Below are 13,287 nucleotides of genomic sequence, written 5' to 3'. Positions count from 1 at the left end.
TCGCCGGATGGTCCCCACCCTCTACGGCATCCCGAACTGCGACACGGTGAAGAAGGCACGCGCCTGGCTGGCCGACCAGGGCGTGGAGTACCGCTTCCACGATTTCAAGAAGGCCGGCGTGCCACCCGAACGCCTGGACGCGTGGCTGGGCGCGGCGGGCTGGGAGAAGCTGCTCAATCGCCAGGGCACGACCTGGCGCAAGCTCGACGGCGATCAGCAGTTGCGCTGCGGCAACGCGGAAGGCGCCCGCCGACTCATGCTGGAGACGCCCAGCGTCATCAAGCGGCCGGTGGTCGAATGGCCCGACGGCAGCGTCACCGTGGGTTTCGACTCCGCGGGCTGGGCCGCGCGCAGGAATCCCTGAGCGACCTATTTTTACGCGGCCTTTACCCATCATCACGTGCAGCCGAGGCAGGGTCTGTCTAGACTTTCAGCATCCGTAGTCCCTCAGCTCAACGAGTTCTTGCCATGAAACAGACCTTTCTTTTCACCGCGCTTGGCCTGCTTGCCTTTGGCGCCGCTGCGCAGGAAGTCGGCCAGGTCGTCTCCAGCACGCCCGTGATCCAGCAAGTCGCCGTGCCGCGCCAGGTGTGCGCACCGGGCGGCGTCGTCCAGGGCCCCACCTCCGGTGGCGGCGGCCTGCTCGGCGCCCTGGCCGGTGGTGCCATCGGCAGCGCCGTGGGCGCCGGGGCCGGCCACGCGGCGGCCATCGTGGGTGGCACCGTTCTGGGCGCCATCGTCGGCAACAACGTGGAAGCCAACAACCACCGCTACGTCCAGCCGAACTGCATGACGGAAAGCACGTACGAGAACCGCACGGTCGGCTACAACGTGACCTACGAATACGCCGGTCGCCAGTACACGACGCAGATGCCGTACGACCCGGGTCGTACCGTGCAGTTGCAGGTCTCGCCCGTGGGCAACAACGTCGCCCAGGGCGGCGTGGTCACCGCCCCGCCGATGCAGGGTGTCGCCACGATGGTCGCCCCGGCGCCCATCATGTACCAGCCGTACGCCGCCTATCCTGCCTACCCCGCCTACCCGGCGTACTACCCGTACTACCAGCCGTATTCGCCGGTGGGCGTGTCGCTGGGCTTCGTGTTCGGCGGTGGCCATCGCCACTGGCGCTGAGCACTTCGGTGCCCGCAGGGAAGCCGCCGCGAGGCGGCTTTTTTCTTGGGCGTCCGGTTTTGCTCCCTTCCCTCCGGGGGAGGGTCCGGGCAAGGGCGCTGCGGCGCTCGCCTAAAATTGGCGGTTTCCCCGGAAGCTTCTCCATGACCACCGAGCGAATCGACGGCGTTGCCGTCACCACCAAGGCCAACGTCTACTTCGACGGCAAGTGCGTGAGCCACGGCATCACGCTCGCCGACGGCACGAAGAAGTCGGTGGGCGTGATCCTGCAGTCCAGCCTCACCTTCAACACCGGCGCGCCGGAAATCATGGAGTGCGTGGGCGGCGCCTGCGAGTACAAGCTGGCCGGCAGCAGCGAGTGGAAGAAGTCCGCCGCGGGCGAGCAGTTCGCGATCCCCGCGAACTCCAGCTTCGAGATCCGCGTCGCCGAGCCCTATCACTACATCTGCCACTTCGGCTGATCGGATTCCATGAGCACGATCCTCGAGAACCTGCCGCTCGCGCAGAAGGTCGGCATCGCCTTTTCCGGCGGGCTGGACACCTCCGCCGCCCTGCACTGGATGCGCAAGAAGGGCGCGATCCCCTATGCGTATACCGCCAACCTGGGCCAGCCGGATGAAACCGACTACGACGCGATCCCGCGCAAGGCGATGGAGTACGGCGCCGAGCAGGCGCGCCTGATCGACTGCCGCAAGCAGCTCGCGTACGAAGGCATTGCCGCCCTGCAATGCGGCGCCTTCCACATCTCCACGGCCGGGACGACCTACTTCAACACGACGCCCCTGGGCCGGGCCGTCACGGGCACGATGCTGGTGGCGGCGATGAAGGAGGACGACGTCCACATCTGGGGCGACGGCAGCACCTTCAAGGGCAACGACATCGAGCGCTTCTACCGCTACGGGCTGCTGACCAATCCGTCGCTGCGCATCTACAAGCCCTGGCTGGACCAGGCCTTCATCGACGAACTCGGTGGCCGCGCGGAGATGTCGGCGTTCATGACGGCCGCCGGCTTCGGCTACAAGATGTCGGCCGAGAAGGCCTACTCCACCGACAGCAACATGCTGGGCGCCACGCACGAAGCCAAGGACCTGGAGCAGCTGAACTCCGGCATCAAGATCGTCAATCCGATCATGGGCGTGGCGTTCTGGAAGGACGAAGTCGCGGTCAAGGCCGAAGAAGTGCGCGTGCGCTTCGAGGAGGGCCGGCCGGTCGCCCTGAACGGCAAGAGCTTCGACGACCCGGTCGAACTCATTCTCGAGGCCAACCGCATCGGCGGCCGCCATGGCCTGGGCATGAGCGACCAGATCGAGAACCGGATCATCGAGGCGAAGAGCCGCGGGATCTACGAGGCCCCCGGGCTCGCGCTGCTGTTCATCGCCTACGAGCGCCTCGTGACCGGCATCCACAACGAGGACACGATCGAGCAGTACCGCGACAACGGCCGCAAGCTGGGGCGCCTGCTCTATCAGGGCCGCTGGTTCGATCCGCAATCGATCATGCTGCGCGAGACGGCGCAGCGCTGGGTGGCGCGCGCGGTCACGGGCGAAGTCTCGGTGGAACTGCGCCGCGGCAACGACTACTCGATCCTGAACACCGAGTCGCCCAACCTCACGTACGCGCCGGAGCGGCTGTCGATGGAAAAGGTGGAGAACGCGCCGTTCTCGCCCAAGGACCGCATCGGCCAGTTGACGATGCGCAACCTGGACATCGCGGACACGCGCGAGAAGCTGGGCATCTATGCCCGCACGGGGCTGCTGACCACGGGCGGGGACGCGCCGCTGCCGCAGCTCGGGAACGACTGAAGGGGTCCGGTGGGGTCGCTGCGCGATCCCACCCTACGGCTGATGCTGCGTCGGGAGGGATCGCGTCGACCCCCACACAATGGCAAGCGCGCTCGGTAGGGTGGGATCGCGTAGCGACCCCACCACCCGCGAAGCGCGGGCCATGGCAAGCGGGGAAGCACCAAGCCCGGATCACCGCGGCCGCGCCCGCAGCAGCTATGCTGGCGCCCCGCACCCTGCGAGGAGACACCATGTCCCAGCTCTCTCGTTTTCTCACCGGCTTCGTCCTATCCCTCCTGCTCGCGGCTGGCGCCGTCCAGGCGCAGACCGCCACACGACCCAAGCTCACCGACGCGGGCATCACCGATCCGGCCTCCGCCATCTGGATCGGCAACAGCTTTTTCTACTACAACAACAGCATGCACGGCCACGTCGGTCAGTTCATCGCGGCCGGCATGCCGGGCTTCCGCCATCGCGGCACCTCGGTGACCATCAGCGGCTCGGGCTTCGATTGGCACGACGTGGAGTCGTACTTCCGGCCGAATGCGATCGGCAGCTATTCGTTCGACGCCAACAACAACATCACCTTCAACAAGCTCGATCGCCTGTTCGACGTGGCGATCGTGATGGACTGCAGCCAGTGCCCGATCCATCCGCAGCTCGCGCCGGTGTTCGTCAGGAACGCGAAGCTCAATGCCGACACGTTCCGGCGCCATGGCGCCAAGCCGGTGTTCTTCATGTCGTGGGCCTACCAGGACAAGCCGGAGATGACGGCGCAACTCGCCGAGGCGTACACGCGCGAGGGCAACAACAACGACGCCTTCGTGATCCCCGCCGGCCTGGCCTTCGCCCGCTCGGTGGCGCAGCGGCCGGACCTGAATCTCTACGCATCGGACAAGCGCCATCCCAGCCTCGCCGGCACCTACCTGGCCGCGGCCACGGTGTATGCGTCGCTGTTCAAGCGCTCGCCGGTGGGCTCCTCGTACACCGCCGGCCTCGAGCCCGCCGTGGCGCGGCACCTGCAGACCGTGGCCTGGGACACCGTGCAGGCCTACTACGGCCGCGGCAGCAGCGTCGCCGGCCAGTGACAAGGCAGCCGCCGCGGGACTAAGATGGCTCCGCACAGGCCGCCCCGCGCGGCCGAAGGAGTCCGTCATGAAGCGCGTCAAGCACTGGCAGGACCCGGCCAACGCCCTCCTCGGGGCCTGGCTGATCGTGTCCCCCTGGATCCTCGGCTTCCACGGCGTGATCGTCGCCGCCGTCAGCACGGCAGCCCTGGGCGCCCTGCTGATCGCCTCCAGCATCGAGGCGATGCAGGTCTCGCAAGCCTGGGAAGAGTGGCTCGACGTGGCGCTCGGCGTGGTGCTGATGCTGTTGCCGGTGGTGCTCGGCTTCGACGGCAATCCCGCGGCGCTGCAGAATGCCCTGCTCACGGGCAGCACGGTGATCGCCCTCGCCCTGTGGGTGCTGGCGACCGACGACGAGTTCGCCTCCGGTTGGGACCGACAGGCCGGCTAGCGCGTGGCTCAGGGCGGGCGCGGGCCTTCTGCTCGTACCGCCATCGACCAGGGTCATGCCGTCCGGCACCAGGCCGGAGGGCGGGTGATGCGTTTGCCGTCTTCCTTCCGGCGCTGCGCGGTGAACTGATGGGCAGAACGCCCCGGCGGCGTGCGACAAAATTACAGCCTGTCCCCCTTCAGGGTGAGGAGACTGTTGTTTATCGGCCGCGCCCGCCAACTCCCCTTACTACGGTCGGGCAAAATCCGGTCGCCCGAGGATAGCCCCGCGTCGAATCCCGGGCGTCGCGCCGGCAGCGCTGGCACGTCACAACAGTCGAACGAGAAATTTCAGGAGAACCGATCCATGTCCGTGTCCGTCAAGCTGGCCACCGTTGTGCTCGCCGCCGCCGCCCTCGCTGGCTGCGTCGCCGCGCCGATCATGAACGTCAGCGAAGCCCCCGTCGCCACCGCCTCGGGCAAGGCCCTGAGCAACGAACAAGTCCGCGGCGCCATCGTCCGCGCCGGCTCCGCGCTCGGCTGGCAGATGAAGGAAGAAGGCCCCGGCATGCTGCTGGGCACGCTGCAACTGCGCAACCACACGGCCGTGGTCGCGATCCCCTATTCGCCCAAGTCGTACAGCGTGCAATACCGCTCCAGCGTCAACCTGGACGAGAAGGGCGGCACGATCCACAAGAACTACAACGGCTGGATCCAGAACCTGACGCGCGGCATCAACGCGCAGTTGTCCGCGTCATGAGCGTCACCCTCGGCGATCGCCCGACGATCGAGGCGAGAGAACTCGCCGTGCTGCTCGTCGAGGGACTCCACCTCGAAGACGTCGACGCCAGCCAGGTCGACCTGAAGGCCCCGCTGTTCGGCGGCGGCCTCGACCTCGACTCGCTCGACCTGCTGGAGATCTCGCTGATCATCCAGCAGCGTTATGGCGTCAAGCTGGCCGCGGACAACCCCGAGAACGACGCCATCTTCGGCTCGCTGGAAAGCCTGGCCGCCTACCTCGGGACCGCTCGGGCGCAGGGCTGATCGGGGGGATGGCGCGTGGCGTTCGATGTCGGCATCGCGTGGCGCGCGCTTTCCTTCCTGATGACGGGATGGCTGGCCCTGTTCTTCGGCCGCACCTTGCGGCCGGGGCACGAAGCCCTGATCACGCGCATTGCCCGGGTCAGCGAACCGGGCTTGCCGCCGCAGCTCGTTTTGTATACCCGTCGCCTCACCGCGGTGTGGTGCGCCTACTTCGTCCTGGCCGCCCTGCTTGGCCTGGGCGCGCCACGCGCGGCTGCGTGGTCCGGCATGCTGGTCTGGAGCGGCACGGCCCTCCTCTTCCTGGGTGAGCACTGGCTGCGACCCCACCTCTTCCCCGCCCATCGCTTTCCCGGCGTGCTGCAGCAGTTCAGGGATACGCTGCAGGTCTGGCGACCCGCACGAGGCAAGGCCCCGTGAGCGACCCCAAGACGATGGCCGCACTGCTGTCCCCCTCGCTCCTGCACCGCCCCGCCGTCATCGGCGGCGCGCACGACTGGACGTGGCACGAGATCCACGCAGCCGCCCGCGAACTCGCGGACCGCCTGCATCCCGACACCCCCGTTTGCAACCTGTGCGCCACTCGCGCGGGTTTTCTCATCACCGCCCTGGCCGCGCTGCGCCGCGGCTGCCTGCAACTGCTGCCGCCTTCCGGCGGCCTGGCCGACCTCGTGGCGCTGCTCGGGGGCACGCCCGGCGCGATGGTGGTGGTGGACGATGAGACGCTGTTGCAGCCGGTCTCCGGCGCGCGCACGGGTGGTCTCGTCTATCTGCCCCAGGTGCCACGCCACCTGCCCTCGCCGCGCGAGCTGGCGTGGACCCCGGATGCACGGCAGACCTGCGTGCGGCTGTACACGTCCGGCAGCACCGGAGCACCGCAGCCGCACGCCAAGACCTGGGGGCAGTTGACACAGGGCGCGCGCGCCCTGGCCGCCCGCCTGGACACGGAAGTGCACGGTGGCCTCGCCGCCTTGCGGGCCCTGGTCTGCAGCGTGCCGCCGCAGCACATGTTCGGCTTCGAGAGCTCCGTGATGCTGCCGCTGGCGACCGGCCTGGCGGTGCTGGATCGCAAGCCCCTGTTGCCCCTGGACGTGCGCACGGCCGTCGAACAATGCGGCGGACCGACCGCCTGGATCGCCACGCCACTGCACCTGCGAGCGCTGGCCCGTGCCGGCGAAACCTTGCCGGATTGCCGGCTCGCCCTCGTCTCCACCATGCCGCTCGCAGCCACCCTGGCCGCGCAGGTCGAGGCGCTGGTGAGCGCGCCGGTGGTGGAGATCTTCGGCTCCACCGAAACGGGCGTGATCGCCACGCGCCGCACTGCCACGCAAGCGAGCTGGCAGCCGATCGGCGATGTCCGTCTCGAAGTCGGCGCCGACGGCACGCAGGCCCGCGGCACGCACTTTCCGTCGCCGCACACGTTGGCCGACCGGGTGGAAATCGGCGGCGACGGCCGCTTCACCCTGCTCGGGCGGCACGCAGACATGGTGAAGATCGGCGGCCGGCGCGCCTCGCTGAGCGGCCTCAACCTGCTGCTGCAGGATCTGCCCGGCCTGGAGGACGGCGTGTTCTACCTGCCGGCCGAGGACGCGCCGACCGAGCGACTGGTGCTGATCCACGCCGGCCACCTCGATCGTGCCGCCGCCGAACGCTGGCTGCGCGAGCGCATCGACGTCGTCTTCCTGCCGCGCAGCTGGCTGCAGGTGGAGCGGCTGCCGCGCGACGCCAACGGCAAGCTGCCACGCGCGGCGCTGGAGGCGCTCCATGCGGCACAGCGCACGACGGGCGCCGCTGCCCCCGCGGCCTGCAGCGACCATCACTTCCGCGTCGCGGCCAGCCATCCTTCGCTGCCCGGGCACTTTCCCGGCCGGCCGGTCGTGCCGGGCGTGCTGATCCTCGACCACGTGCTCGCCGGCGTGCGGGAGCGCACCGGCCGCGACGTGGCGCGCCTGCCGCGCGTGAAGTTCGCCTCGCCCCTGTTGCCCGAGGAGTCGGCGCGCGTGCAGTTCACGCAACGCGAGGGATCGCTGTCCTTCCGCGTCAGCGCGCTGCGCGACGGCGTGCACCAGGCGATCGCCGAAGGCAGCGTGGTGCTGGCGCCGCTGGCGGAGGCTTCGCCGTGAGCGCCTGGACGGCCAAGGCCGAACGGGGCAGCCCCTGGCTGATCGCGCTGATCGTCTGGCTGGCGCGCACCTGCGGGCGCACGGTGTGCCGCGGCCTGCTGTTTCCGATCACCCTCTACTTCGTGCTCACCGACGGCGTCGCCCGGCGTGCCTCGGCCGACTTCCTGCAGGCGGTGCACGGCCGCCCCGCCCGTTGGCCGCAGGTGTTCCGGCACATCTACACCTTCGCCACGACCTTGCTCGACCGGGTCTACATGGCGGCCGGCGACTTCCACCGTTTCGAAGTCGAGATCGTGGGCCTGCCCATGGTCGACCGGCTGCTGGCGCAAGGCAAGGGTTGCGTGCTCCTGGGTTCGCACCTGGGCAGCTTCGACCTGATGATGCTGGCGCACCGCTCCATGGACGGCCGGCCGATCAGCATCATGATGCGCCAGGACCCGCGCGCGCGACTGCGGCGCCTGGCCGGCATCGCCGAAGGTCCAAGCCTGATCGAGATCGGCCGGCCCGACAGCTACCTCAAGGCGCACGCGGCGCTCGAGCGCGGCGAGATCCTCGGCTTGCTCGCGGACCGCGTCGACGGCAAGGCGGCTTCGCTGACCACCCACTTCTTCGGCCGCCTCGTTGGTCTGCCGGTGGCGCCGCACGTGCTGGCGGCGCGCAGCGCGGCCCCCGTGGTGATGTGCTTCGGCCTGCACGAAGGCCGCAACCGCTATCGCATCGAGTTCGTCGAATTCGGTGCGGCTGCCGCGCGCGACAGTCGTGGGACAGCGTTGCAGCCGATGATCGACCGCTACGCGGGCTTGCTCGAAACGTTCGCGCGGCGCTATCCGCTCAACTGGTTCAACTTCTATCCGTTCTGGACGGAACAAGGGATGCGCGCATGAAACCGCTGCTGCATGGCGTGCGCGTCCTGTGCTTGCTCGCGCTGGCTGGCGTGGCCGGCCTCGCCCACGCGCTCACGGTGGCGCAGTTGCAGGCCTTGCTGCAGGCCGCCCCCAGGCCCGACGCCCGTTATGAGGAAACGCGCGAGTCGCCGTGGCTCTCGGCGCCGGTCACCACGCGCGGAACGCTGCACGTCACCCCGCAGTCGCTGGAAAAGCGCGTCGAGGAGCCGCGGCAGGAAACCTGGCGCATGCTGGAGGACCGGCTCGAATGGGAAGGCCCCGGCGGCGCCGGCCGCAAGCAGATCTTCTTTCGCTCGACCCCTGCCTTGCAGGCGCTGGCCGACGCCACGCGCCGCGCGATCGCCGGCGACCTCCTCGCCCTGCAACGCGATTTCACGATCGTCGTCAATGGCGACGAGCACGTCTGGTCGGCGCAATTGCAGCCGCGCGCCAGCGCGGGCTCGCGCCAGATCGACACCGTGCAGCTGCAAGGCACCGACGGCCAGCTACGCGTCCTGATCGTCACCGATCGTCAGGGCGAACGCACCACCACCCGCATCCTTCCCTGAGATCCCGAATACCCCGCCATGCCCCTGTACGACAAGGATCCCCTCTCCGCCATGGAGGCCGTCAGCGCGGCCCAGTGGCTGGCTTTCGCGCCGCTCGCCTTCCAGGCAACGGCCGCCATGCGCGACCGGGGCGTGCTCGCGGCGCTGGCGCAAGGCGGCCCCGAGGGCTGCACGCTCGAGGAGGTGCAGCAGTCCACCGGCCTCGCACCGTACGCAGCACGCGTGCTGCTCGAAGCCGGGCTCGGCCTGCACATCGTGTGGCGCGCCGAGGGCCGCTTTCGGCTGGGCAAGCTCGGGCGCTTCCTGCTCGATGACGAGATGACGCGCGTCAATTTTGATTTCACGCGCGACGTCTGCTACCAGGCGGCCGCCCACCTCGATGCCTCGCTGCAGGAAGGCCGGCCCGCCGGCCTGCACGAGCTCGGTCCCTGGGCCACGCTCTACGAGGGGCTGTCGGTGATGCCCGAGCCGGCGCGCACGAGCTGGCACGCCTTCGATCATTTCTATTCCGACCGCGCCTTTCCCGCGGTGTGCCAGCTGTTGGCGCAGACGGCGCCGACCCGCTTGCTCGATGTCGGCTGCAACACCGGCAAATGGGCGCAGTACTGCCTCGAGCGCCTGCCGCAATTGCAGGTGGGCCTGGTGGACCTGCCGCCGCAGCTTGCGCGCGCCCGTGCCCGGCTGGAGCAGGCGGGCTTCGCGCAGCGGGTGCGTTCGCATCCGACCGACCTGCTCGATGAGCAGGCGCCGCTGCCCGCCGGCTACGACCTGATCTGGATGAGCCAGTTCCTGGACTGCTTCTCCGAGGACCAGGTGGTCGCCATCCTGCGCAAGGCCGCCGCGGCGCTGGCGCCGGACGGCCGCATCTGGATCCTGGAATTGTTCTGGGACCGGCAGCGCTTCGAAGCGGCCGCCTTCAGCCTGCAGCAGACCTCGCTGTATTTCAGCTGCGTGGCCAACGGCAACAGCCAGATGTACGACTCCCCCGTGTTCCTCGCGCTGGTCGAACGCGCCGGCCTCACGATCACCCGCCAGACTGACGGCATCGGGGGCTATCACACGCTGCTCGAGTGCCGGCCGGCGGCCTGAATCACCCCGGACGCAAACTCGTGCTCGGAATCTCGGCGACCACAGTCGTTCACCCTGCCGGCCACGGCGTCACCGCCCTTTGGGAGGCCGTGGCCCAGGGCCGCAGCGGCCTGCGCCCCAACGATCTGGACTGGTGCGACCTGCCCTGTTGGACGGGCGCCGCGCCCGGCGTCGATGACGCCAGTCTCGCGGCGCATGTCGGCGCCTGGGACTGCCGCAATCACCGGCTCGCCTGGCTGGCACTCCAGGACAGCGCTTTCGCCCGGGCCGTCGCGACCGCGCGCACGCGCCATGGCGCGCATCGCATCGGCGTGATCCTGGGCACCAGCACGTCCGGCATCCGCAGCACCGAAGTCGCGTACGCGCAGCGCCACGCGAACGGCCAATGGCCGGCCGCATTCGACTATCGGCGCACGCATGCGGTCGACGCGCTGTGCCGTTTCAGCGCCGAGACGCTGGGCCTGCAGGGCCCCATGGCGACGGTCTCCACGGCCTGCTCCTCGAGCGCGAAAGTGTTCCTGCTGGCGCAACGCTGGATCGCCGCCGGCGTGATCGACGCGGCAGTGGTCGGCGGCGTCGACAGCCTGTGCCTCTCCACCTTGCACGGATTCCACGCGCTGCAACTGCTGTCGCCGGAAATCTGCCGGCCGTTCGACGCCGGCCGCAAAGGCATTTCGATCGGCGAGGCGGCCGGCTTCATGCTGGTCGAAGCGACTCCTGCCGCGGTCTCGGTGAGCGGCGGTGGCGAGTCGAGCGACGCCTGGCACATGTCGACGCCGCACCCCGAAGGCCTGGGCGCACAGGATGCGATGCGCGCGGCGCTGGCCGAGGCCGGCCTGCAGGCTGGCGACATCGGCTGGGTCAATGCGCACGGCACCGCGACGCCGGCCAACGATCGCTCCGAAGCGGCCGCACTCGCCGCGGTGTTCGGCGCTGCCGGCGTGCCGGTGTCCTCCACCAAGGGCATCACCGGCCACACGCTGGGTGCAGCCGGCATCGTCGAGGCGATCATCACGGCTGCGGCCGTCGAGCGCCAGACCCTGCCGCCCTCCGCCAACCTGGACACGCCGGACGTTTCGCTGCCGGTCGACCTGGTGCGAACCGCGCGCCCCGCCGCGCTGCGCCATGCCATGAGCAACAACTTCGGTTTCGGTGGCAGCAACTGTTCGCTCATTTTCAGCGCGGGGGCCTGAACGTGAAGCCGCTGTCCTTCCGCTTGCACGCTGCCGGTGTCCTGGCGCCGGGGCTCACGTCCTTGGTCGACCTGCGCCTGGCCTGCCGCGGCGAGCAGTGCATTGCCGCCGACACACCGCTGGCGCTGCCGGCCCCGCCGCAGTTGCCGGCGGCCGAACGGCGCCGCGCCAGCCAGGCCGTGCGCCTGACGCTCGCCTGCGTCGCCCAGGCTCTTGCAGACTCGCCGTTCGATCCCGCCGAATTGCGGTCCGTGTTCGCCACCGACGAAGGCACCGGCGAGGTGTGCCAGCAGATGCTGCAGACGCTGGCCACCACGCGGCAGCTTTCGCCGATGCTGTTCACGAATTCGGTCCACAACGCCCCCTCGGGCTATTTCTCCATCGGCTGGCAGAACCGGCAGGCGGCCACGGTGGTGAGCCTGGGCCTCGAGAGCTTTGCCTGCGGCCTGTTGTGCGCGGTCACCGACGCGGTGGCCAGCGGCCGGCCGGTGCTGCTGGCGGTGTGCGATCCGGCCATGACCGCGCCGCTGGCCGAAGTGCTGCCCGTGGTGCACGGCACGGCTGCCGCCTTCGTGATCAGCGCGGGGGAGGCGCATGCGTCGGCCCCGGCCCTGGGTCGCTTCCGGATGCTGCTGCAAGCGGCTTCGCAAGCGCCGGCGTCACCGCTGCCGGACTGGCTGCCGCGCGACTGGCACGGCAACAGCAGTGCGCGCGCGCTCGCCGCACTGGGTTTGCTGGAATCCGCCGGCGGCAGCGCGCTGCATTTTTCCTTCGGCTCGCAGAGCCTGAGCCTGTGGCGCGAGGACGGCAGCGCATGAGAATCGATCGCGCCGGAATCGAGCGACTGGTGCCGCATGCCGGGGCCATGTGCCTGCTCGATGCGGTGACCGAATGGAGTGCCGCGTCCATCGCCTGCACCAGTGCCTTGCCCGGCGCCGACCATCCGCTGGCGCGCGACCGGCGCGTGCCCGCCATCGTCGCCACCGAGTACGCGGCGCAGGCGACGGCGGTGCACGGCGCGCTGCTGGCCGCATCCGGCCAGGCGCGCGCCGGCATGCTGGCCACGCTGGTCGACGTGCAACTCGGCGCGGTCGCCATTCCGTCCGAGGGCGAGGCGCTGTCGATTCGCGCCGAGTTGCTGGGTCGCTCCGAGTCCGGCTGCATGTACCGCTTCGAGGTCGGCACGAGTGGCACGCTGGTCGCTTCCGGCCGGCTGGTGGTCGTTCTGGGCGGGCAAGCGCCATGAACGCGGCGGGCAAGCGCAGGGCGCTGGTCACCGGCGGCAGCGGCGAAATCGGCGCGGCGATCTGCCGTGCGCTCAGTGCGCAGGGGCTGCACGTGATCGTTCACGCGCACCGCAACAGCGAGCGCGCCCAAGCGCTGGTGCACGAGTTCCAGGCGAGCGGCGCCAGTGCCGAAGCGGTGGCTTTCGATCTCGCCGACGCTGCCGCCGTGCAGGCGGCGCTGCAGCCGCTGCTCGCAGCCGGCGCGATCGACGTGCTGGTGAACAACGCCGGCTTCCATCACGACGCCTTGCTGGTGGCGATGCCGCAGGCGCAGTGGCTCGGTGTGATCGACGCCAACCTGAACGGCTTCTTTCGCGTCACGCAGCCGCTGGTGATGCCGATGGTGCGCCAGCGCTGGGGGCGCATCGTCAACATCGGTTCGGTGGCGGGCCAAGCCGGCAATCGGGGCCAGGCCAATTACGCGGCCGCCAAGGCGGGCGTGCACGCGGCTGCGAAGTCGCTGGCGCAGGAAGTGGCGAACCGCGGCGTGACGGTCAACACGGTGTCGCCGGGCGTGATCGCCACCGGCATGGCGCAGCAGGCCTTCCCGCCGGAACGCATCAAGGCGCTGGTGCCCGCCGGCCGCGCCGGGCGGCCGGAGGAGGTGGCGGCGCTGGTCGCGTTCCTGGCGTCCGATGCCGCAAGCTACATCACCGGCCAGGAGATCGGTGTCAACGGAGGGCTGTACTGAACA

The 13,287-nt window shown here is 69.6% G+C and carries 17 protein-coding genes; all 17 read left to right on the top strand.

Translation table 11 applies throughout. The annotated features are described in order from the left end of the window. Nucleotides 1–7: 7 nt before the first annotated feature. On the top strand, nucleotides 8–364 hold the full coding sequence (locus JWP60_RS18315; RefSeq protein ID WP_299794666.1) for an ArsC family reductase: 357 nt from the start codon (nucleotides 8–10) through the stop codon (nucleotides 362–364). Between the two features lie 104 nt (nucleotides 365–468). Further along, the gene (locus JWP60_RS18310; RefSeq protein WP_299794664.1) at nucleotides 469–1,131 is read left to right on the top strand and encodes a hypothetical protein; all 663 of its coding nucleotides are present in this window, start codon (nucleotides 469–471) and stop codon (nucleotides 1,129–1,131) included. A 143-nt stretch (nucleotides 1,132–1,274) separates the two neighbouring features. After that, nucleotides 1,275–1,592, top strand: coding sequence for a pyrimidine/purine nucleoside phosphorylase (locus JWP60_RS18305; protein WP_299794662.1), 318 nt, complete (start codon nucleotides 1,275–1,277; stop codon nucleotides 1,590–1,592). Between the two features lie 9 nt (nucleotides 1,593–1,601). Continuing rightward, the gene (gene argG, locus JWP60_RS18300; protein ID WP_299794660.1) at nucleotides 1,602–2,933 is read left to right on the top strand and encodes an argininosuccinate synthase; all 1,332 of its coding nucleotides are present in this window, start codon (nucleotides 1,602–1,604) and stop codon (nucleotides 2,931–2,933) included. 230 nt (nucleotides 2,934–3,163) lie between these two features. After that, entirely contained in the window at nucleotides 3,164–4,000 is an 837-nt protein-coding gene (locus tag JWP60_RS18295) for a hypothetical protein (protein WP_299794658.1), read from the top strand. A 67-nt stretch (nucleotides 4,001–4,067) separates the two neighbouring features. Continuing rightward, complete coding sequence (locus JWP60_RS18290) at nucleotides 4,068–4,430, top strand: SPW repeat protein (protein WP_299794656.1); 363 nt, start codon at nucleotides 4,068–4,070, stop codon at nucleotides 4,428–4,430. Between the two features lie 345 nt (nucleotides 4,431–4,775). Beyond that, nucleotides 4,776–5,168, top strand: coding sequence for a hypothetical protein (locus JWP60_RS18285; RefSeq protein WP_299794654.1), 393 nt, complete (start codon nucleotides 4,776–4,778; stop codon nucleotides 5,166–5,168). Beyond that, nucleotides 5,165–5,452 carry a phosphopantetheine-binding protein gene (locus JWP60_RS18280; protein ID WP_299794652.1) on the top strand — a complete coding sequence of 96 codons (288 nt, stop codon included), beginning with the start codon at nucleotides 5,165–5,167 and terminating at the stop codon, nucleotides 5,450–5,452. The genes JWP60_RS18285 and JWP60_RS18280 overlap by 4 nt, the downstream gene beginning before the upstream one ends. Before the next feature lie 15 nt (nucleotides 5,453–5,467). Further along, nucleotides 5,468–5,869 carry a hypothetical protein gene (locus JWP60_RS18275; RefSeq protein WP_299794651.1) on the top strand — a complete coding sequence of 134 codons (402 nt, stop codon included), beginning with the start codon at nucleotides 5,468–5,470 and terminating at the stop codon, nucleotides 5,867–5,869. Beyond that, on the top strand, nucleotides 5,866–7,572 hold the full coding sequence (locus JWP60_RS18270; protein WP_299794649.1) for an AMP-binding protein: 1,707 nt from the start codon (nucleotides 5,866–5,868) through the stop codon (nucleotides 7,570–7,572). The genes JWP60_RS18275 and JWP60_RS18270 overlap by 4 nt, the downstream gene beginning before the upstream one ends. Further along, the gene (locus JWP60_RS18265; protein ID WP_299794647.1) at nucleotides 7,569–8,456 is read left to right on the top strand and encodes a hypothetical protein; all 888 of its coding nucleotides are present in this window, start codon (nucleotides 7,569–7,571) and stop codon (nucleotides 8,454–8,456) included. The genes JWP60_RS18270 and JWP60_RS18265 overlap by 4 nt, the downstream gene beginning before the upstream one ends. Then, on the top strand, nucleotides 8,453–9,025 hold the full coding sequence (locus JWP60_RS18260; protein ID WP_299794645.1) for a LolA-related protein: 573 nt from the start codon (nucleotides 8,453–8,455) through the stop codon (nucleotides 9,023–9,025). Before JWP60_RS18265 ends, JWP60_RS18260 begins: the two co-directional genes overlap by 4 nt. A gap of 18 nt (nucleotides 9,026–9,043) precedes the next feature. After that, a complete protein-coding gene (locus JWP60_RS18255; protein ID WP_299794642.1) occupies nucleotides 9,044–10,114 on the top strand; it encodes a class I SAM-dependent methyltransferase in 1,071 nt (356 codons plus the stop codon). A gap of 20 nt (nucleotides 10,115–10,134) precedes the next feature. After that, nucleotides 10,135–11,307 (top strand): beta-ketoacyl-ACP synthase, encoded by a 1,173-nt coding sequence (locus JWP60_RS18250; RefSeq protein WP_299794639.1) that lies wholly within the window; start codon nucleotides 10,135–10,137, stop codon nucleotides 11,305–11,307. A gap of 2 nt (nucleotides 11,308–11,309) precedes the next feature. Beyond that, complete coding sequence (locus tag JWP60_RS18245; protein WP_299794637.1) at nucleotides 11,310–12,125, top strand: beta-ketoacyl synthase chain length factor; 816 nt, start codon at nucleotides 11,310–11,312, stop codon at nucleotides 12,123–12,125. Then, nucleotides 12,122–12,553, top strand: coding sequence for a hydroxymyristoyl-ACP dehydratase (locus JWP60_RS18240; protein ID WP_299794636.1), 432 nt, complete (start codon nucleotides 12,122–12,124; stop codon nucleotides 12,551–12,553). Before JWP60_RS18245 ends, JWP60_RS18240 begins: the two co-directional genes overlap by 4 nt. Further along, nucleotides 12,550–13,284 (top strand): 3-oxoacyl-ACP reductase FabG, encoded by a 735-nt coding sequence (gene fabG, locus JWP60_RS18235; protein ID WP_299794634.1) that lies wholly within the window; start codon nucleotides 12,550–12,552, stop codon nucleotides 13,282–13,284. The genes JWP60_RS18240 and fabG overlap by 4 nt, the downstream gene beginning before the upstream one ends. Nucleotides 13,285–13,287: the final 3 nt, after the last annotated feature.

The organism is Ramlibacter sp., assembly GCF_028291745.1.
Taxonomy (GTDB): Bacteria; Pseudomonadota; Gammaproteobacteria; order Burkholderiales; family Burkholderiaceae_C; genus Ramlibacter.
This window is presented reverse-complemented; position numbering and strand designations above follow the sequence as displayed.

Coding starts and splice junctions, on each gene's coding strand:
- JWP60_RS18315 (WP_299794666.1), top strand. CDS start 8: ATGGTCCCCACCCTCTACGGCATCCCGAACTGCGACACGGTGAAGAAG.
- JWP60_RS18310 (WP_299794664.1), top strand. CDS start 469: ATGAAACAGACCTTTCTTTTCACCGCGCTTGGCCTGCTTGCCTTTGGC.
- JWP60_RS18305 (WP_299794662.1), top strand. CDS start 1,275: ATGACCACCGAGCGAATCGACGGCGTTGCCGTCACCACCAAGGCCAAC.
- argG (WP_299794660.1), top strand. CDS start 1,602: ATGAGCACGATCCTCGAGAACCTGCCGCTCGCGCAGAAGGTCGGCATC.
- JWP60_RS18295 (WP_299794658.1), top strand. CDS start 3,164: ATGTCCCAGCTCTCTCGTTTTCTCACCGGCTTCGTCCTATCCCTCCTG.
- JWP60_RS18290 (WP_299794656.1), top strand. CDS start 4,068: ATGAAGCGCGTCAAGCACTGGCAGGACCCGGCCAACGCCCTCCTCGGG.
- JWP60_RS18285 (WP_299794654.1), top strand. CDS start 4,776: ATGTCCGTGTCCGTCAAGCTGGCCACCGTTGTGCTCGCCGCCGCCGCC.
- JWP60_RS18280 (WP_299794652.1), top strand. CDS start 5,165: ATGAGCGTCACCCTCGGCGATCGCCCGACGATCGAGGCGAGAGAACTC.
- JWP60_RS18260 (WP_299794645.1), top strand. CDS start 8,453: ATGAAACCGCTGCTGCATGGCGTGCGCGTCCTGTGCTTGCTCGCGCTG.
- JWP60_RS18255 (WP_299794642.1), top strand. CDS start 9,044: ATGCCCCTGTACGACAAGGATCCCCTCTCCGCCATGGAGGCCGTCAGC.
- JWP60_RS18240 (WP_299794636.1), top strand. CDS start 12,122: ATGAGAATCGATCGCGCCGGAATCGAGCGACTGGTGCCGCATGCCGGG.
- fabG (WP_299794634.1), top strand. CDS start 12,550: ATGAACGCGGCGGGCAAGCGCAGGGCGCTGGTCACCGGCGGCAGCGGC.